Here is an 18,261-nt window from a genome sequence, read left to right as displayed (position 1 = left end):
CTCAGATCGGCATCGAATCGACCATCTCGAGGACGTTCTGGGCGGGGGTCTGCAACACCACGATCATCGCCAGTTCCCGGGCCGGGTCGTCGGTGATCTTGAAGACGCCGCGACCGTTCTCGTCGATCAGGCCGGTGCCGTGCCTCCACCGCACCGGACGCGAGGTCGCCGACGACCGGGAGTACTCGGCGTTGAGCGCATCCCTCGAGGCGAACCAGAACACGCCGAAGGGGCGGTCGACGGCCCCGGCGGCACAGCGCACCACGAACACGGTGCGCACCTTGCCGTTTCCGGTCTCCGACGGGCCGACCTCGTCGCGGCCACCGGCGTATCGGCGGACGCACTCGGTGTCGTTCCACTTCGCGGCGGTGTCCGGCGTCTGCGGGAGGAGTTCGGGGAACTGCTCGACGAGTGGCGCGTAGACACCCCAGCTCGCGCCGGTCCGTACCGACTGCGGCGGGCTCGGCGGCGAGACGGCGTTCCCGTCCAGTGCGGCCACCCGGTAGGTGTGCTCACCCGCGGGCACGGCCGCGTCGAGGACCTCGGTCTCCGTACCGCGGTAGACGACGAACCCGTCGTCGCGGACGAGCTGATAACCCGTCGCCCCCGGAACCGGTTCCCAGGTCGCGACGAGGCGTCCCGTACCGGCGTCGAGTGTCAGACCGGTGGGCGTGTCCGGCACGTCGACGCTGGTGAACGCCCGCACGGAGAAGAACGAGCCGACCGCCGTCAACAGCACGGCGAGGACGATCAACGCGATGGTCCACGGCCGCAGGGTCGGCGTACGCGGCGGGGTGGTGGGCGGCCCCGCGGGCTGGGTGGTGACCGGTTGCGCCATCAGATCGGCAGCCTCTTCAGCAGATCGGCCGCGGCTGCGGCCGTCTTGCCGGGAACCACTACCCACACAACCGATTTCGCGCGGTCACCGGTGTCGTGGGCGAGGATGGCCTGCCCCTGATCGCGCTGCTTGTCCGAGAGATACAGCGTGCCGGTGTGGCCCTGGGCCGTCGTGTAACCGGTCCCGCGCAGGTTGTACGCGGTCACGTCGGCCGCGGCCCGCGCCTCCTCGGGGGTGTCGTACACGTCGATGATCACCTGGTAGTCGGCGTTCTTGGCCTCCTCGTCGAGGTAGCGGGTGCACCAGACCGTGCGCTTGGACGACTCGAACGCGAGGTCGCCGTCCTCGCCCCAGCACCGCATGCCGTCGAAACCGTTGGTGCTCAACGGTGATGCCGGCACCAGGTCGTGGTAGAGGTCGGCGATGGGTTGCAGTTCGCCCCACGTCATGAAGACGTCGACCGCCTCGGAGTTGCGGGAGAACTCGGAGGTCCGGCCGTCCTCGTCCTGCGCGGCGACCTGATAGGTGTAGGTCCCCGGTACGGGACGCGGCGCGGTGAACTTGGTGCCCGGACCGGAGTAGATCACCTCGTCGTTCTGGGTGACCACGTAGTTCGTCGCATCGTCGACGTGGCTCCAGGACAGTTCGACCGCCGTCGTCGACACCTCCGCATCGGGCGGACTGGGGGTCTCCAGATTCCCCGCGGAGGTGCTCACGAATGCCGCTCCGGCACCGAGGATTCCGGCGATCAGCGCCAGCGACGCCCCGATCGCGACCACCGTGGCGACACCACGGCGGGCCGGCCGGGCCGGTTCCGCGGCGGGCGCGGGCGACCATCCGTGCAGGGTCTCTGCCGAGACGCTCCGCGGTGGCCCCAATCGCGCTCGGGTCGTCGGATCGGTCGGTTGATCATGAGGCGCCGCAGACGATGTCGGGTGTCCGGTGGCCGGCGCCACCGGGGCCTGCCCCGAAGAAGACCGATAGCCACCGGGAGTCGGCTGCAGACCCGACCCGACGAGGGTCTGGCGGGTGTCGAAGGCATCGCGGAGGGCGTCGGCGAACTCACCCGCGGCCGGATACCGGTCGTCGGGGTTCTTGGCCATCGCCCGTGCGAGCACCCCGTCGACCGCGGTCGGCAACGCCCCGTTGCGACTGCTCGCCGCCGGCGGCTCGTGGTACATGTGCGCAGTCATCAGGCCGTGCAACGACGGGGAGTCGAAAGGCGGTGCACCGGTCAGGAGTTCGTAGGCGGTCGCCCCGAGCGAGTAGATGTCGCTGCGGGCGTCGACTCGGCGACCCTCGATCTGCTCGGGCGACGCGTAGTGCATCGTCCCGATCGTGATGCCGGTGCCGGTCAGGTTCGTGACCTCGTCGAGCACCTGCGCGATGCCGAAGTCGGTGACCTTCACCGCCTCCGGGGGCAGCGACCCGGTGTTGCCGGGACCGCCACCGACGCCGGGGGTGACGAGGATGTTGGCGGGTTTGATGTCGCGGTGCATGATCCCGCGACGGTGGGCGGCGTCGAGTCCGGCCGCCACCCCGGTGACGATCGTGCACGCCAGCCGGGGGTCGAGCGGCGAGTCGGCCGCGAGCATCCGCGCGACGTCGATACCGGGTACGTACTCCATCGCGATCCAGAGCTGCCCGTCGAAGACACCGCGGTCGTAGACGGTCACGACATTGGGATGGTGCAACGGCGCGACGATGTCGGCCTCCCGCTCGAACCGGGCGCGGAAGACCGGGTCCGTGGCATGACCCGACCGCAGGACCTTGAGAGCGTCCGACCGTGGGAGCCGGGGATGGGCCGCCTTGTAGACGTCGCCCATGCCGCCTCGTCCGAGCACGTCGAGGACGCGGTACCCCGCGATCAGGTCCCCTACCTGGTACATGTCGTCCTCATCGGCCCTTGCACCCATGCCTTCGGGCGGATGCGTAGGCACCGAATGCTACCGAGTGTCGCGAAACGCGGCCGGAGGACACCATCCGAACCCTAGGATCGGCGACGATGAAATCCACCGAGAAAGTCACCGACACCACCGGGACCTTCAGCGCCGACGAACTGAACGAGGCGTTTGCAGGGTTCCAGCGCACGGTCGCCGAGGTCGCGGCCGGCGGAGACTGGGACCGCTACGCCGACATGTTCACCGAGGACGCCGACTTCGTAGAGCACGCGCTGGGCACGATGCGGGGCCGCGAGGAGATCCGGGCCTGGGCCTGGCGCACCATGACGGCCTTCCCCGGCAGCCACATGACGTCGTTTCCTTCGCTGTGGCACGTCGTCGACGCCCCGACGAGCCGGGTGATCTGCGAGGTCGACAACCCGATGCGCGACCCCGGCGACCAGAGCCTCATCACCGCCACCAACATCACCATCCTCACCTATGCGGGCGACGGCCTGTGGAACAAGGAGGAAGACGTCTACAACCCGATGGAGTTCGGCCGGGCGGCGATGCGGTGGTGTGAGAAGGCCCGCGAATTCGGCAACCTCGACGAGGCCGCCGAACAGTGGATGACGACCACCGGCGCCTTCTTCGCCCGGCCCCGCAGCAAGGACTGACACCGGCAGGGACCCTGCCCACCTGCGACGAGACCGCCGGGCGGCCGGCCACGACGACCGTGACCGACACCACCGGGCGCGTTCGTAACGTCGGCACCATCAGGACACGACAGCATCACAGACGGACTTGGGACGCAGTCCCGAGTGCCGTAGGCTAGAGCTTTGACCAGTGGGGGTAGGGCTGCGCGCCGCGCGTCCGAGACCATCAAAGGTCCGCCCGGGTGGGCGGGACCCGCCCACGACGACGTCGCGAACACACTCGTGGCACCGCCGCGAGGCGTGAGAAGAAGACGACACACGTACGACACACGCGGACACCGTTTCGGAGGACATCTATATGGCACGCGAGCTGACGCAACTCGAGCTTCTCAAGGAGCTCGCCCCGGTTGCCGAGGACAACGTCAACCGTCACCTGAAGATCGCCAAGGACTGGAACCCGCACGACTACGTCCCGTGGGACGAGGGCCGCAACTTCGCCGCCCTCGGTGGCGTCGACTACGACCCCGAGCAGTCGCAGCTCGGCGAGGTCGCCAAGGCCGCGATGATCACCAACCTGCTGACCGAGGACAACCTGCCCTCGTACCACCGCGTCATCGCCGACAACTTCTCGATGGACTCCGCATGGGGCCACTGGGTCGGTCGCTGGACCGCCGAGGAGAACCGTCACGGCATCGTCATGCGCGACTACCTCGTCGTCACCCGCGGTGTCGATCCGGTCGCCCTCGAAGAGGCCCGGATGATCCACATGACCAACGGCTACGACCCGATGCTGGCGGCCGCAGGTCGCGTCGACGAACGCGAGGAGCACGCCGACGAGCTCGGCCTCCTGCACTCGGTCGCATACGTGACCTTCCAGGAACTCGCGACCCGCGTCAGCCACCGCAACACCGGCAAGGCCTGCAACGACCCGATCGCCGACAAGATGCTGCAGCGCATCGCGGCCGACGAGAACCTGCACATGATCTTCTACCGCAACATCTGCGGCGCGGGCTTCGACATCGCCCCCGACCAGACGCTGCGCGCGGTCACCGACATCGTGACCAACTTCCAGATGCCCGGCGCCGGTATGCCCAACTTCCGTCGCCACGGCGTGCTGATGGCCAAGCACGGCATCTACGACCTCCGTCAGCACCTCGAAGAGGTCGTCATGCCGGTTCTGCGCAAGTGGAACGTCTTCGAGCGCGACGACTTCACCGCCGAGGGCGAGAAGGTCCGCGAGGAGCTGGCCGCCTTCCTCGAGCAGCTCGAGAAGGACACCATCCGCTTCGAGGAGATGCGCGATCGTTCGCTCGCCCGCGAGGCCAAGAAGCGGGAGCAGCAGGCATCCTGAGCACGACCCTCCCCTTCGAGGCTCGCTCCGCTCACACCTCAGGGAGCAGCGACAGCCCGGCGCCTTCGATCACCGAAGGCGCCGGTTCTGCGCTGCGCATCGGCTCGATCGAGCTGGCGAGCCCCGTCGTCCTCGCCCCGATGGCCGGGGTCACCAATGTCGCGTTCCGCACCCTGTGCCGTGAGCTCGAACTCGCACGCACCGGTACCGTCTCCGGGCTCTACGTCTGCGAGATGGTGACCGCCCGGGCGCTCGTCGAACGCCACCCGGTCACGATGCACATGACGACCTTCGGACCCGACGAGAACCCGCGGTCGATGCAGCTGTACACCGTCGATCCGGAGTACACCTACCAGGCCGCGAAGATGATCGTCGACGAGAACCTCGCCGACCACATCGACATGAACTTCGGCTGCCCCGTGCCCAAGGTGACACGGAAGGGCGGTGGCTCGGCCATCCCCTACAAGCGGACGCTGTTCCGCAAGATCGTCGCGGCTGCCGTCCGGGCCACCGAGGGCACCGACATCCCGGTCACCGTCAAGTTCCGCATCGGCATCGACGACGACCACCGCACGCACCTCGACGCCGGCCGCATCGCCGCCGAGGAGGGTGCCGCGGCGGTCGCCCTGCATGCCCGGACCGCGTCACAGCGGTACTCCGGCGAGGCCGACTGGAACGAGATCGCCCGTCTGAAGGAGCACGTCACCTCGGTGCCGGTCCTGGGCAACGGTGACATCTTCGAGCCCGCCGACGCTGTCGCGATGATGAACCGGACCGGCTGCGACGGTGTCGTCGTCGGCCGCGGCTGCCTCGGACGCCCGTGGCTGTTCGCCGAACTCGCCGCCGAGCTCAACGGATTCGACGCACCCACTCCTCCGAACCTGGGCGAGGTCGCCGAGATCATGGTCCGGCACTGCCAGCTGCTCGTCGACCACCACGGGGAGATGAAGGGCTGCCGCGAGATCCGCAAGCACGTGGCGTGGTACCTGCGGGGATTCCCGGCCGGCTCGGAGATCCGGCGGCGGATGGCACTCGTCGGCAGCGTCGACGAGCTACGGGAACTGCTGTCCGAACTGCCCGCCGACGCGCCGTTCCCCAGCGACGGCCACGGTCCGCGAGGCCGTCAGGGTTCGCCGGCGAAGGTCGCGCTGCCCGACGGCTGGCTCGACGATCCCGACGAGGACGTCGTGCCCGCCGGCGCGGAGATCATGCACTCCGGCGGCTGACACGTTCTGCGAAAACCGTCACAACGCACCTCTGGCTGAGGCCTCTTCTCAGGTGTGATCAGTAAGATGGCGCGGAGGTCCCGGCCTGCCGGGTCCGTACGTGCGTGCGCACCGCGTCGACCAGCCCCGACGCGCGGTTGGCGCTTTGTAGACCTCGGGGCATGAGGAACGTGCATTGAGTCGTTGGACATCGGGCCCGGACGAACCGGAGGCGGGGGACGAGGCCAACAGGTCTCGTCGTGGCCGTCGTGCCGGGCGCCCGGACGATGCGAACGACCGCCGTCCCCCGCTGGAACCACGCGCCCAGGATGCCTCCGCGTCGAGTGCGCACCCGAGTCTCCGTGAACCGCGTGCCAGCGATCGTTTCGTCCGCGGGCGGACGCGTCTGACCGTCCGCGAGCTCATGGAGCAGATGAACGCGGAGGAGCCGCGGACACCTCCGACCGACACCCCGCGTCGTGGACGTTCCCGCGCCGACGCCCCCGACCAGGCACCCCCGGCCGGTCGATCCGCGTCCATCCCGCCCACCACCCGCGGCCGGTCGCGTCGCTTCGACCCGGCGCAACCCGACCAGGTCCCGCCCCCGCGTCCCCCGCTCGGACGGAGCGACCGGGGCCAGCCCGCGGGCGACGATCGTCCCACCGAGATCCATCACTTCGGCAACGACGTCACCCAGAAGATCCCCACGATCGGTGACAAGCCCGGCGACCCCGCACCCGACCTGTCGGACCGGGCCACCGCGAAGCGGGCCATCGAGGAGTCGCGCGCCCAGGACGCCATGGTGCCGCCCGCCACCCCGAGCGAGCCGCCCGCCCGGCGTGAACCGCTCGAACGAACCCCCGACCTGACCGGTCCGCTGCAACTCCGCCAGACCCCTCGCCGCCATCCGGGACGCGGCGACGGCGACCGCCGCGGCTCACTCGTCCGCAAGACCACCGCCACCGGACGCATCCTGGTGGCCATCGCGTGTGTGACCGCCCTGGTCGGCACCGGTTTCGTCTGGAACTACCTGCAGTCGTGGAACGGCAACTGGCGCAACGTCACCGCCGTCGACGCCGAAGACAAGAACATCCGCAACAAAGACGCCCAGAACGGTGACGAGACCTACCTGATCGTCGGCACCGACACGCGCGGCGGCAACAACGCGAAGGTGGGTGCGGGAACCACTGCCGACGCCGAGGGTGCGCGTTCGGACACCGTCATCCTGGTCAACGTCCCGGCCAACCGCGAGCGCGTCGTCGCGGTGTCCTTTCCGCGCGATCTCCAAGTGGACCAGCCCGCCTGCAACTCGTGGGACAACGAATCCGGTGAGTACGGCGCGGAGATGCCGGCACAGACCGGCGTGAAGCTGAACAGCGTCTACTTCTACGGCGGCCCGCAGTGCCTGGTCCGCGTGATCACCCAGATGAGTGGTCTCAACATCAACCACTTCATCGGCATGGATTTCTACGGTTTCGAGAAGGTCGTCCGTGCGATCGGTGGCGTGGAGGTCTGTTCGACCGTCCCGCTCTACGACTACGAGATCGGCCACATCCTCCGTAAGCCCGGCAAGCAGAAGTTGACCGGTCGCCGCGCGCTCAACTACGTCCGCGCCCGCAACATCGCCTCGGAGGGCAACGGCGACTACGGCCGCATCAAGCGCCAGCAGCTGTTCATGTCGTCGCTGCTGCGGTCGACACTGTCGGGCAACGTGCTGTCCAACCCGAACAAGCTCAACAGCATCGTCAACACCTTCATCGAGTACAGCTACGTCGACGGTGTGGACACCCAGTCGCTGATCAATCTCGCCGAGTCGATGCAGGGCATCGAGGCCGGCCGCGTCTCCTTCCTGACCATCCCCACCTCCGGCACCTCCGAGGACGGTCAGAACAACGAGATCCCGCGCACCGACGACATCGACGCGATCTTCAACGCGATCATCGACGACCTCCCACTGCCCGGTGAGAAGGTCGAGAAGAAGAAGCCGACATCGAAGGCCCCCTCACGGGCTCCGAGTTCGCGGAACTCGACCGAGACCCCGGGACGGATCAACGCCACCGCGCAGAACCCCGGCAACGTCGGTGTCCGCGTGCTCAACGGCACCTCCACCACCGGTCTGGCCGCCGAGGTCTCCGAGCAGCTCACCCCGTACGGCTTCGACGTCCGCGGCGTCGCCGACGCGTCGGAGGACCGGGACGACACCGTCGTGCGGTACGGCCCGGGACAGCAGAACGCGGCCGCCACGCTGGCCGCGATGTTCCCCGGCGCCGAGATCCAGCTCGACCGGACGGTCAAGTCGGGTGTCGAACTCATCCTCGGGTCCGACTTCACCGGCGAGCTGGGGTCGGTGCCCGACGCCGGCGCCACAGTGAACGTCGAGCAGCTCGCGCCGGCCGAGAACTCCGGTGACCTGCCCAACGACCTCGCCGTCACCAACGCGGGCGACACCACCTGCACCTAGTCCGGCCGGTCCGGACGAACCGACATCGAAGGTTCTGCACCGGGCGTTCACGCTGCGTTCATCGGCCGTGGGCGGGCTGGACCGATTCCCGACGTATCCTGGGAACATGCGTACCGCCTACCAAGAGCAACTCGAGGCGCTGACCCACGTCCTGGGTGAGATGTGTGAACTCGCGGGCACCGCGATGTCGCGAGCCACCCAGGCACTGCTGCAAGCCGACCTCGCCGTTGCCGAAGAGGTCATCGGCGACGCCGAGCGGATGACGCAGTTGTCGGCCCGCGCCGAGGAGCAGTCCTTCGCCCTTCTCGCACTCCAGGCGCCCGTCGCCGGGGACCTCCGCGGCGTCGTCAGCGGTTTCCAGATCGTCGCCGACGCCGACCGGATGGGCGCGCTGGCCCTGCACGTCGCCAAGGTCGCCCGTCGACGCCATCCCGCGAAGGCCCTCCCCGAGGAGGTCAACGGGTACTTCGCGGAGATGGGCCGGCTCGCGGTGACCCTCGCGAAGAGCGCTCACGAGGTCCTCGAGACCCGCGATCCCCAGGCCGCGCTGCGCCTGCAGGAGGACGACGACGCGATGGACGACCTCCACCGCCACCTGTTCACCGTCCTGATGGACCGCGAATGGCAGCACGGCGTCGCCGCCGCCGTCGATGTGACCCTGCTCGGCCGTTACTACGAACGCTTCGCCGATCACGCCGTGCTGATCGGTCGCCGGGTGGTGTTCACCGCGACCGGCAAGACGCCCGAGCAGTTCCAGAACGTCGGGTGATCTTCCTCGCTCACCTCCCCGGGGCGAGCGAGGGCACACATCTCGAGAGGCCGAGAATTCAGTTCGACGAACTGAACTCGGCCTCTCTTCATATCAGTGAACATCTGGGGCCGTTTGTGCCCGGAAACGATTTCGCAGCCACACAGGTCCCCGTTATGGTGGCGGGCATGGGCCAGCATCAGCCGATCGAACCCGACTTCAATGCGATGACCGACGAGGACGCCGCGGCCGCCGCTCACCGCCGGCAGATCATCACCTACCTCGGTGTCATCGCCTCGCTCGCCGCTCTGCTCGTCATCCTTCTGATCAACATGTGAGATGCAGACAGGGCCCCTCCCGTGGCGGGAAGGACCCTGTCGGAGTGAAATCGCCGCAGATCTAGCCGAAACGACCCGAGATGTAGTCCTCGGTCGCCTTCTTCGACGGATTCGAGAACATCGTCTCGGTGTCGCTGATCTCCACGAGCTGCCCGGGCTGGCCGACGCCCTCCAGGTTGAAGAAAGCGGTCTGGTCGCTCACGCGCGCGGCCTGCTGCATGTTGTGGGTCACGATGACGATCGTGTACTCCTTCTTGAGTTCACCCATCAGGTCCTCGATCGCGAGGGTCGAGATGGGGTCGAGCGCTGAGCACGGCTCGTCCATCAGCAACACATCGGGCGAGACCGCGATGGCCCGCGCGATGCACAGGCGCTGCTGCTGACCGCCGGACAGGCCGCCGCCCGGCTTGTCGAGGCGGTCCTTGACCTCTTCCCACAGATTCGCACCACGCAGGCTGCGCTCCGCGACCTCGTCGAGCTCGGCCCTGTTGCGCACGCCCTGCAAACGCAGACCGGCGACCACGTTGTCCTTGATGGACATCGTCGGGAACGGGTTGGGCCGCTGGAACACCATCCCGATCGTGGCCCGGACGCTCACCGGGTCGACGTTGCGCCCGTAGATGTCCTCGCCGTCGAGCAACACGCTGCCCTCGGCGTACGCCCCCGGGGTGACCTCGTGCATGCGGTTGAGGGTGCGCAGCACCGTCGACTTGCCGCAGCCGGACGGGCCGATGAAGGCGGTGATGCAGCGCGGCGGCACCTCGAGGGTCACGTCCTTCACCGCGTGGAAGTCGCCGTAGTAGATGTTCAGGTCTTTGATGTCGAGGCGCTTCGCCATGACTTTTCCGTTTCTACAGAGGTGTTCAGGAGGTCTTGGGCGCGAAGATCTTCGAGACGATCTTGGCCCCGAAGTAGACGATGGCCACGAGGATGACCAGGCACAGGGCCGCGCCCCAGACCTTGTCGAAGGCGCCGGGCCCGTTGTTGTACTGCTGCACCATCATCAGCGGTAGCGATTCCTGATTGCCGTCGAAGGGATTCCAGTTCATCGCTCGCGTCGAGCCGACCAGGATGAGCACGGGTGCCGACTCCCCCATCACGCGGGCGATGGCCAGCATCACGCCGGTCACGATTCCCGAGAGTGCCGTCGGCAGCACGATTTTCACGATGGTCTTCCACTTCGGGATGCCCAGTGCATACGACGCCTCACGCAGGTCCTGCGGGACGATCTTGAGCATCTCCTCGGTCGCGCGGACCACCAGCGGGACCATCAGCAGCACCAACGCGATCGCCACGACGAAACCGGAGCGCGGGAGGCCGAGGGTGGTGCGCCAGACCGCGTAGACGAACAGGGCCGCCACGATCGACGGGACACCGGAGAGGATGTCGACCATGAAGGTGGTGACCCGGGCCAGCACCGACTTCTTGGTGGCGTACTCGACGAGGTAGATGGCGACGAAGATGCCGAGCGGGATCGAGATCACGGCCGCCAGCGCGGTCTGCATGAGCGTGCCGACGATGGCGTTCGCGGCGCCGCCCTTGCGTTCCGGCAGCGTCCACCAGTCGATGTCGAGCAGCGGTTCGATGCCCCGGATGACCAGTGTCGAGACCAGCCACACCAGGGGCACCAGCGCGACGAGCAGCGCGGCGATGACGGTCACGCGCACGACGTGATCGGTGAGGCGCCGACGCTTGGCCAGCGGGGTGAAGCCCGAGGGCTTCTTTACCGGGTCGGCCGTGGGCGACGAGGTGGTGACGGTCATGGTCACTTCTTTCCGGCGACGACCGCGCGGGCGGCGGCGTTGACGACGAAGGTCAGGACGAAGAGGGTGAGGCCGGCGGAGATGTAGGCGCCGGTCTTGGCGGGCGAGTCGAACTCGGCCGCGTTGTTCGCGATCTTGGTCGCGAAGGTCTCGCCGCTCTCCATGAGGTTGAAGTTCATCGGGCCGGCCGTGGAGATGATCAGCAGCAGCGCCATGGTCTCGCCGAGCGCGCGACCGAGGCCGAGCATCGACCCGGAGATGTAGCCGGAGAAGCCGAACGGGAGCACCGCGAGCTTCACGACCTCGAACTTCGTCGCGCCGAGCGCGAGGGCCGCCTCGCGGTGACCCTTCGGCGTCTGCATGAAGACCTCGCGGGTGACCGCGGTGATGATCGGGAGGATCATGACGGCGAGCACGATGCCCGCGGTGAGCAGCGTGCCGCCGGTGGACATGTTCGCGACCTGCGTGGGCTGCTGGAAGAACGGCAGGAAGCCGAGGTGGCCGACGAGCCACTCGTTCACCGGGACCAACGCCGGACCAAGAACGAGGATGCCCCAGAGGCCGTACACGATCGAGGGCACCGCGGCCAGCAGGTCGACGGTGTAGGTGATCGGTCCGACCAGGCGCTTGGGGGCGTACTCGGTGAGGAAGATCGAGATCCCGAGCGCGACCGGCATCGCGATCAGGAGAGCGATGACGGCGACGACGACCGTCGCGTAGAACAGCTGCGGAATGCCGAATGCGAGCTGGCTGCCGCTCGTGATCCAGTCACCGGTGTAGGTGAAGAAGTTCTCCTCGTTCTTCGCCAGCGACGGGGCGGCCTGTGCGAGGAGGAACAGTGCGATGAGTCCGATGACGAGCGAGACCACGAATCCCGAACCGACCGCCAGGGTGCGGAAGACCTGGTCGGCCACGCGGTGACGGGCGGCCGAATCCAGGCCGCCGGGTGCGGCTCCGTCCGGCGGCCCGTGAAGGGCCGGCCCGTCCGAATCCGGCGAGACCGCGCCATCCTCTTTGCTCAGCGACGTCATGCGTCCCTCTTGTGCTTCCGCTCTGGTCATTGGGGCCACTTCCCGGTCCACCGCTCACAGTCCGTGCAACACGCGAAGAGTCGTGTCAGTGTGTCAACCGCGCGTGCGGGGCCGCAAACCGTGGCGGCCCCGCACGCGCTGTTCAGTTGTGTCACGTCAGGCGTTGCCGCTGCCGGCGAGCGCGTCGATGCTGCCCTGCAGCTTGGCCTTGAAGTTCTGCGGCACCGGCACGTAGCCGATCTCCTCGAGGCCGGTCTGGCCGTCGCCGAGGATCTTCGTGAACGCGTCCTTGAGGGTGGTGCTGGTCGCATCGTCGGAGTAGCCCGCCGAGCAGACGATGGAGTACGGCGTCAGCAGCAGCGGGTAGGCACCCGGGGCCTTCGACGCGAACAGCGCGTCGGTGTCGACGACCAGGTCCTTGCTGTCCGGGTTCTTGAAGGCCAGCTCGTCGAGGGCTTTGCCGGCGCTGGCGGCGTTCAGCTCCACCGGACCTGCTCCGAAGTCGATGTCGGCGACGCCGAGGTCGTTCTCGGTGGCGAAGCCCCACTCGACGTAGGTGATCGAGCCGGGGGTCTTCTTGACGGTGTCACCGACTCCGGTCGACTTGGACGCACCCGAACCGACGTTCTTGGGAGCGAACTCCTTGCTGTGCTCATACGGCCAGTCGTTCGGCGCCGAGTTCTGCAGGAACCGCTGGAAGTTGTCGGTCGTGCCCGAGCTGTCGGAGCGGTAGACCGGGACGATGTCGCCACCGGGCAGCTGCACACCCGGGTTGAGTGCGGCGATCGCCGGATCGTTCCACTTGGTGATCTTGCCGTTGAAGATCTTGGCGATCACGGCGGAGTCGAGCTTGAGGTTGTCGACGCCCTCGAGGTTGTAGGCGATCGCAACCGGTCCGACGACCAGCGGCAGATGCCAGGGATCGTTACCGTTGCAGCGTTCCTTGGCCTGGGTGATCTCGTCGCCCTTCAGGGCCGAGTCCGAACCCGCGAAGTCGACGTCGCCGGCGATGAACTTCTTGATGCCGTCACCGGAGCCGCTGCCGGTGTAGTCGAGGACGATGTCGCTGTCGTCCGAGAGGATCTGGCTGAAGTGCTCCATGGCCTTCTGCTGGGCAGTGGAACCCTCTCCACTCACCGTCTGGGTGTCTCCCCCACCACACGCCGTCACCAGGGTCAATGCCGCGATCGTCGACACCGCCGCCAGAGCGCCGTTCCGCTTGATTCTCACCGCAGGTGTTGCCTTTCCGTCTCGTGCTCCGTCCCGAGGCTCGGGTGTCCGGAGTGTCCGAAGGGAAAGCTATGCGCGCCGGGTGGCCGAATCCCCGCCAGAAGGTGAACGACAGGTGAACCGACCAAGGCAGTCCGGTGCGGATATCTCCGTGACCTCGGCACCCCGCCCCGGAGTGATCTGCGCTACGGAACGGTCGGCATCAGCACACAGCGCAGCACCGCGCGCGGGAGATCGCGACTCAGCCGTAGGCGACGTCGACGGCAAACCTGGTGAAGCCCAGGCGTTCATACGTGTGCAACGCCGCCGTGTTGTCGCCTTCGACATAGAGGTTGATCTCGGCGACACCACGCTGTGCGAGGTGGTGGAGTCCGGCCAGCGTCAGCAGCCGACCGAGCCCGCGCCCCTGAGCCTGCGGATCGACGCCGACGATGTACACCTCGCCGAGATCGGCGTCGTGTTGTTTGGTCCAGTGGAAGCCGAGAAGCCGTGTCGGGTCCTCGGTGTCGAACGCCAGGAAGAGACCCTCCGGGTCGAACCAGTCGGCCGCAACCCGCTCGGTGATCTGATCCAGCTCCCAGCCGCCCTGTTCGGGATGCCAGTCGAAGGCGGCGTTGTTGACGCGCAGGATCTCCGCATCGTCCGCCGGCCCGGCGTAGGTCCGGAGTGTGAGTCCCGGATCGACTGCCAGCTCGGGGAGTTCGTGTCCCTCCCCGACGGGGCGTCGTAGCTGCAGCAGTTCCCGACGCTTCTGCAGCCCCATCGCCGAGGCGAGGACCACCGCACCGGGAAGATCGCCGTGCGCCCACACCCGCGCCTCGAGGCCGTCCTGTCGCGCCGCGGCGAACGCGGTGTCGAGCAACGATCGGCCCAGCCCCCGCCGTCGCCGCTCCGGGTCGACGACCACCTCGATCATCGACGGCTCGCCGTCACGACCGGGCACGATGTTCGCGTAGGCACCCTTCGACCACACGTGGACGACAGGCGAATCCGGTGCTGCGTCAATCGCTTTGACCGCGTCGTCCGACAGCGGTCCGACACCGTCGGCGGACGTCGCCGCACACACCATGCGGTGCGCTTCGGCGGCCACCTCCGCCGGAGCGGCGCCTCGTCGTACCTGCATCTCGTCAGTTTCCGGCGCTGGCACTGAACTCCTCGTCGAAGGGATCGGGTCCGTCGAGATCGTGGTCGAAGTCGGCCGAGTCGACATCCGCCGCAACACCTTCCGCCGTGTCCGCGATTTCGGCAGCCGATGCCCGGCCGCGCGTCGGCCGCACCGCCTTGTATCCGACGTTGCGAACCGTACCGATGAGCGACTCGTGTTCGCTGCCGAGCTTGGCACGCAGACGACGCACGTGCACGTCGACCGTGCGTGTGCCACCGAAGAAGTCGTACCCCCACACCTCCTGGAGCAGCTGGGCGCGCGTGAACACGCGACCCGCGTTCTGCGCCAGGTACTTCAGGAGTTCGAACTCCTTGTAAGTGAGGTCGAGGGGACGTCCACGCAGTCGCGCGGTGTACGTCCCCTCATCGATGACCAGCTCCCCCAGCGTGACCTTGCCCGACGTCTCCTCTGCCGCCACGCCACGGGTGCGTGCCACCAGCAGACGCAATCGCGCGTCGAGTTCCGCCGGCCCCGTACCCGGCAGCAGGAACTCGTCGATGCCCCAGTCCGCATTGACCGCGACCAGCCCACCCTCGGTCAGTACAGCCGCCACCGGCACCGACGAACCGGTGCTACCCAACAGTCGGCACAGTCCCCGCGCCGCAGCGAGGTCTGCGCGCGCATCGACCAATGCCACATCCGCGTTGCCCGCCTCCATGAGGGAGGACACCTCCGTCGGAGCGACACGCACGTTGTGGGCGAGCAGCGACAGCGACGGCAGGACCGACTCCGGATTGGGGTCGGCCGTCAACAACAAGAGATCCACCTAGAACTCCGATCTCGTTCGTCCCGTCCCGGACCTTCCGATCTGCTCACCACGCTGTGAACGACTACGCACACGTCACCGAGGATTGTTTACGCTGCCTTACCAACGTGTGCGAGATAGATGACAGAATAGCGCCACCGCCGCACTTCGCTGTTAACAAGCCGGCCGGGGCAACGCTGCAGATGACGGGGAGGGTGGTCGTCCGATATGCCGGGCATGCGGAAGATCCTCGTCGTGGCGGTGACCGTGGCGGTCGTCGCCGCAGCGGCCGCGCTTCTCGTCGACGTCGGCGCGGCAATCCGCGGCGAACACCGACTGTCCCGGGCCCTCGCCGAATCCCCCCGCGTCCCATTCGATCCCGAGGTCACGCTCGCCGGGTTCCCCTTTCTCACGCAGGCCGCGAACGGTGAGTACTCGGGAGCGACGATCGCCGCCCGCGGCGTCGAACTCCCGGGTTGTGAACCCGTACGCGGCGTCTGTCGCGGCGAACTCGGCGCCGTACTCGGCCGATTCCGGGGTCCCGGACGAGGCGATTTCTCCGCGAGTGATGTTCTGCACACCGACTCGATCTCGGCCTACACCCGCCTCGATGCGGTCACCCTCGCGCGGTATCTGCACATCACCGACCTGACCGTCAGCACGCCCGGCCCCGACGGGAAGGCCGGCAGCGGTGGCCCCCAGGACGGGGTCGTCTCACGGTCGGAGGGGGTCGTCTTCACCGGGACGGTGGCACTGCCGCCCGACGACGGCCTCGACGCCGACGATCCGCCGTCCGCGTCGGCATACACCGGTCCGAAGGTTCGAGTCAGCGTCGCGGTCGACCTCTCGGTGACCAACGGTGCGCTGCAGATCCGGGCCACCGACTTCTACACCGGACCCGAACGTCACGTGGACGCCGATGTCGGCGAGGACATGCGCGCGGCCGTGCTCGACCGGTTCAGCATGGTCCTCCCCCGACTCCCGATGGCCTGGGGGCTCGTCGCCCAGCGCGCGGAGAGCTTCGGCGGTGACGTCCAGCTGGTGTCCGAATCGGGCGTCACCGACGTGCGTCCGGACCGGTTCTGACCCGACGCCGCGACCAGACTCGCGCACATTCCGTTCGCAGCCTTTTCTCGCAGGTCAGAGTGCAATCCACCCGGGGTTTCGGACTCTGTTCGGCACTGTTGTACCCTCGTTGGCATGCAACAGCGCCGTGAGTACATGCTCACACGTCGCCGGGCGATCGACTTCTGTCGTGTCGCCGATTGTTGCTGTCGCACGCACCGCTGACGGTGTGCCATGACAAGCGCTGCCCCGCAGCCGCGCCATGCGCACCGCCGATGACGACGGGGTGCGTTTCTCCCGAGGCCTGAGTGTCTTCTCCATGCGCCTCCTCGTTCATCACAGACAGAGCCGCGGGCGCCGTCCGCGCCTCGCCGCTATTCCGCACCATCCGATCCATCCATCACCAGTTATTCATCCGAAAGGAACCAGACATGGCACGTTCCGACGTCCTGGTCAGCGCCGAGTGGGCTGAGCAGAACCTCAACGCCGACAACACGGTCTTCGTCGAGGTCGACGAAGACACCTCGGCTTACGATGGCGGCCACATCCCGGGCGCGATCAAGCTCGACTGGAAGCAGGATCTGCAGGACGGCGTCCGTCGCGACTTCGTCGACGCCGACCGCTTCTCCAAGCTGCTGTCCGAGCGTGGCGTCGCCAACGACGACACCGTGATCCTCTACGGCGGCAACAACAACTGGTTCGCGGCCTACGCCTACTGGTACTTCAAGCTGTACGGCCACAACGACGTCAAGCTGATCGACGGCGGCCGCAAGAAGTGGGAGCTCGACGGCCGTCCGCTGTCCTCGGATGCGGTCACCCGTCCGGCCACCGAGTACAAGGCCTCCTCGCCCGACCTGAGCATCCGCGCGTTCCGCGACGAGGTCATCGACGCCATCGGCACCAAGAACCTGGTCGACGTGCGCAGCCCTGACGAGTTCTCCGGCAAGATCCTCGCGCCGGCGCACCTCCCGCAGGAGCAGGCGCAGCAGCGTGGCCACGTCCCCGGCGCCATCAACATCCCGTGGTCGACCACCGCGAACGAGGACGGCACCTTCAAGTCCGACGAGGAGCTCACCGCTCTGTACGCGGACAAGGGATTCGACGACAGCCGCGAGACCATCGCGTACTGCCGCATCGGCGAGCGCTCGAGCCACACCTGGTTCGTGCTGACCGAGCTGCTCGGCAAGAAGAACGTCAAGAACTACGACGGAAGCTGGGTCGAGTACGGCTCGCTGGTCGGCGCCCCGATCGAACTCGGAGAAGGAAAGTAACAACTATGTGTGCTGCACCCAAGCAGGGACAGAAGCTGCCTGCGGGCGTCGACGTGGAGAAGGAGACCGTCCTCACCGGACAGGTCACCGACGGCTCGGGCAACCCGGTTGCCGGCGCCTTCGTGCGTCTGCTCGATTCGACCGGTGAATTCACCGCCGAGGTCGTCGCCTCGCCCACCGGTGACTTCCGGTTCTTCGCCGCTCCCGGAACCTGGACGGTTCGCGCCCTGTCTTCCGTGGGCAACGGCGATGCGTCGATCAGCCCCGAGGGTCCCGGCATCCACGAGCAGGACATCATCGTCTCCAAGTGATGCAATCCTGATCGTGGGCGTCTGACACCCCACGACGAACCCGGTCACCGCATTGCGGTGACCGGGTTCGTCGTTTCCGAGGGTTGGAAGGGGTGGGTGTCCACCCCTTCCGTCCCCTGAGGAGCGAAGCGTTTCGAAGGGTGACCCCCTGAACTTCCCGGACATCCCCGGGTTAGAATTTGCGTCGTGGTCCTCTTCTTCGA

Annotated in this window: 17 protein-coding genes; 9 read left to right on the top strand and 8 right to left on the bottom strand. The window is 67.5% G+C overall.

Going from position 1 to position 18,261, the window contains the following annotated elements; all coding sequences use genetic code 11:
- Position 1: 1 nt before the first annotated feature.
- The gene (locus tag BJF87_RS22930; protein ID WP_006358653.1) at positions 2-838 is read right to left on the bottom strand and encodes a fibronectin type III domain-containing protein; all 837 of its coding nucleotides are present in this window, start codon (positions 836-838) and stop codon (positions 2-4) included.
- On the bottom strand, positions 838-2,727 hold the full coding sequence (locus BJF87_RS22925; RefSeq protein WP_035755860.1) for a protein kinase domain-containing protein: 1,890 nt from the start codon (positions 2,725-2,727) through the stop codon (positions 838-840). Before BJF87_RS22925 ends, BJF87_RS22930 begins: the two co-directional genes overlap by 1 nt.
- A gap of 116 nt (positions 2,728-2,843) precedes the next feature.
- Between BJF87_RS22925 and BJF87_RS22920 the strand changes: the two genes are divergently transcribed.
- The 6 genes from BJF87_RS22920 (at position 2,844) to BJF87_RS26355 (ending at position 9,477) form a co-directional block, all read left to right on the top strand.
- The gene (locus BJF87_RS22920; protein WP_006358655.1) at positions 2,844-3,395 is read left to right on the top strand and encodes a nuclear transport factor 2 family protein; all 552 of its coding nucleotides are present in this window, start codon (positions 2,844-2,846) and stop codon (positions 3,393-3,395) included.
- 337 nt (positions 3,396-3,732) lie between these two features.
- Entirely contained in the window at positions 3,733-4,725 is a 993-nt protein-coding gene (locus BJF87_RS22915; protein WP_042377544.1) for an acyl-ACP desaturase, read from the top strand.
- A 68-nt stretch (positions 4,726-4,793) separates the two neighbouring features.
- Complete coding sequence (gene dusB, locus BJF87_RS22910; RefSeq protein WP_127963798.1) at positions 4,794-5,951, top strand: tRNA dihydrouridine synthase DusB; 1,158 nt, start codon at positions 4,794-4,796, stop codon at positions 5,949-5,951.
- Between the two features lie 175 nt (positions 5,952-6,126).
- Positions 6,127-8,391: an LCP family protein gene (locus BJF87_RS22905; protein ID WP_006358658.1), complete on the top strand. Its 2,265-nt coding sequence runs from the start codon at positions 6,127-6,129 to the stop codon at positions 8,389-8,391.
- A 106-nt stretch (positions 8,392-8,497) separates the two neighbouring features.
- Positions 8,498-9,160 carry a phosphate signaling complex protein PhoU gene (gene phoU / locus BJF87_RS22900; RefSeq protein WP_042377541.1) on the top strand — a complete coding sequence of 221 codons (663 nt, stop codon included), beginning with the start codon at positions 8,498-8,500 and terminating at the stop codon, positions 9,158-9,160.
- A gap of 167 nt (positions 9,161-9,327) precedes the next feature.
- Entirely contained in the window at positions 9,328-9,477 is a 150-nt protein-coding gene (locus tag BJF87_RS26355) for a hypothetical protein (protein WP_164905310.1), read from the top strand.
- A gap of 61 nt (positions 9,478-9,538) precedes the next feature.
- On the opposite strand, the gene pstB is transcribed toward BJF87_RS26355, so the two are convergent.
- From pstB to BJF87_RS22870, 6 genes are all read right to left on the bottom strand, one after another.
- Positions 9,539-10,315, bottom strand: coding sequence for a phosphate ABC transporter ATP-binding protein PstB (gene pstB / locus BJF87_RS22895; protein WP_006358661.1), 777 nt, complete (start codon positions 10,313-10,315; stop codon positions 9,539-9,541).
- A gap of 25 nt (positions 10,316-10,340) precedes the next feature.
- Positions 10,341-11,240, bottom strand: a complete 900-nt coding sequence (gene pstA / locus BJF87_RS22890; protein WP_006358662.1) for a phosphate ABC transporter permease PstA — start codon at positions 11,238-11,240, stop codon at positions 10,341-10,343.
- Positions 11,241-11,242: 2 nt separating this feature from the next.
- Positions 11,243-12,271 carry a phosphate ABC transporter permease subunit PstC gene (pstC, locus tag BJF87_RS22885; RefSeq protein ID WP_006358663.1) on the bottom strand — a complete coding sequence of 343 codons (1,029 nt, stop codon included), beginning with the start codon at positions 12,269-12,271 and terminating at the stop codon, positions 11,243-11,245.
- A 156-nt stretch (positions 12,272-12,427) separates the two neighbouring features.
- Positions 12,428-13,501, bottom strand: a complete 1,074-nt coding sequence (gene pstS / locus BJF87_RS22880; RefSeq protein ID WP_006358664.1) for a phosphate ABC transporter substrate-binding protein PstS — start codon at positions 13,499-13,501, stop codon at positions 12,428-12,430.
- Positions 13,502-13,742: 241 nt separating this feature from the next.
- Positions 13,743-14,624 carry a mycothiol synthase gene (gene mshD / locus BJF87_RS22875; protein WP_006358665.1) on the bottom strand — a complete coding sequence of 294 codons (882 nt, stop codon included), beginning with the start codon at positions 14,622-14,624 and terminating at the stop codon, positions 13,743-13,745.
- Between the two features lie 4 nt (positions 14,625-14,628).
- A complete protein-coding gene (locus tag BJF87_RS22870; RefSeq protein WP_006358666.1) occupies positions 14,629-15,432 on the bottom strand; it encodes a response regulator transcription factor in 804 nt (267 codons plus the stop codon).
- Positions 15,433-15,639: 207 nt separating this feature from the next.
- On the opposite strand from BJF87_RS22870, the gene BJF87_RS22865 reads away from it, so the two are divergent.
- From BJF87_RS22865 to BJF87_RS22855, 3 genes are all read left to right on the top strand, one after another.
- The gene (locus BJF87_RS22865) at positions 15,640-16,497 is read left to right on the top strand and encodes a DUF2993 domain-containing protein (protein WP_035755843.1); all 858 of its coding nucleotides are present in this window, start codon (positions 15,640-15,642) and stop codon (positions 16,495-16,497) included.
- A gap of 410 nt (positions 16,498-16,907) precedes the next feature.
- On the top strand, positions 16,908-17,747 hold the full coding sequence (locus tag BJF87_RS22860) for a sulfurtransferase (protein ID WP_006358669.1): 840 nt from the start codon (positions 16,908-16,910) through the stop codon (positions 17,745-17,747).
- 5 nt (positions 17,748-17,752) lie between these two features.
- On the top strand, positions 17,753-18,058 hold the full coding sequence (locus BJF87_RS22855) for a DUF1416 domain-containing protein (protein WP_006358670.1): 306 nt from the start codon (positions 17,753-17,755) through the stop codon (positions 18,056-18,058).
- Positions 18,059-18,261 lie beyond the last annotated feature (203 nt).

The sequence above is a fragment of the Gordonia sp. CNJ-863 genome, from assembly GCF_001942325.1.
GTDB classification, from domain to species: domain Bacteria; phylum Actinomycetota; class Actinomycetes; order Mycobacteriales; family Mycobacteriaceae; genus Gordonia; species Gordonia alkanivorans.
This window is presented reverse-complemented; position numbering and strand designations above follow the sequence as displayed.

What these genes read in the sequence shown, in the direction of transcription:
- BJF87_RS22930 (WP_006358653.1), bottom strand. Translation starts at nt 838, where the DNA reads ATGGCGCAACCGGTCACCACCCAGCCCGCGGGGCCGCCCACCACCCCG.
- BJF87_RS22925 (WP_035755860.1), bottom strand. Translation starts at nt 2,727, where the DNA reads ATGTACCAGGTAGGGGACCTGATCGCGGGGTACCGCGTCCTCGACGTG.
- BJF87_RS22920 (WP_006358655.1), top strand. Translation starts at nt 2,844, where the DNA reads ATGAAATCCACCGAGAAAGTCACCGACACCACCGGGACCTTCAGCGCC.
- BJF87_RS22915 (WP_042377544.1), top strand. Translation starts at nt 3,733, where the DNA reads ATGGCACGCGAGCTGACGCAACTCGAGCTTCTCAAGGAGCTCGCCCCG.
- phoU (WP_042377541.1), top strand. Translation starts at nt 8,498, where the DNA reads ATGCGTACCGCCTACCAAGAGCAACTCGAGGCGCTGACCCACGTCCTG.
- BJF87_RS26355 (WP_164905310.1), top strand. Translation starts at nt 9,328, where the DNA reads ATGGGCCAGCATCAGCCGATCGAACCCGACTTCAATGCGATGACCGAC.
- pstB (WP_006358661.1), bottom strand. Translation starts at nt 10,315, where the DNA reads ATGGCGAAGCGCCTCGACATCAAAGACCTGAACATCTACTACGGCGAC.
- pstA (WP_006358662.1), bottom strand. Translation starts at nt 11,240, where the DNA reads ATGACCGTCACCACCTCGTCGCCCACGGCCGACCCGGTAAAGAAGCCC.
- pstC (WP_006358663.1), bottom strand. Translation starts at nt 12,271, where the DNA reads ATGACGTCGCTGAGCAAAGAGGATGGCGCGGTCTCGCCGGATTCGGAC.
- mshD (WP_006358665.1), bottom strand. Translation starts at nt 14,624, where the DNA reads ATGCAGGTACGACGAGGCGCCGCTCCGGCGGAGGTGGCCGCCGAAGCG.
- BJF87_RS22865 (WP_035755843.1), top strand. Translation starts at nt 15,640, where the DNA reads ATGCCGGGCATGCGGAAGATCCTCGTCGTGGCGGTGACCGTGGCGGTC.
- BJF87_RS22860 (WP_006358669.1), top strand. Translation starts at nt 16,908, where the DNA reads ATGGCACGTTCCGACGTCCTGGTCAGCGCCGAGTGGGCTGAGCAGAAC.
- BJF87_RS22855 (WP_006358670.1), top strand. Translation starts at nt 17,753, where the DNA reads ATGTGTGCTGCACCCAAGCAGGGACAGAAGCTGCCTGCGGGCGTCGAC.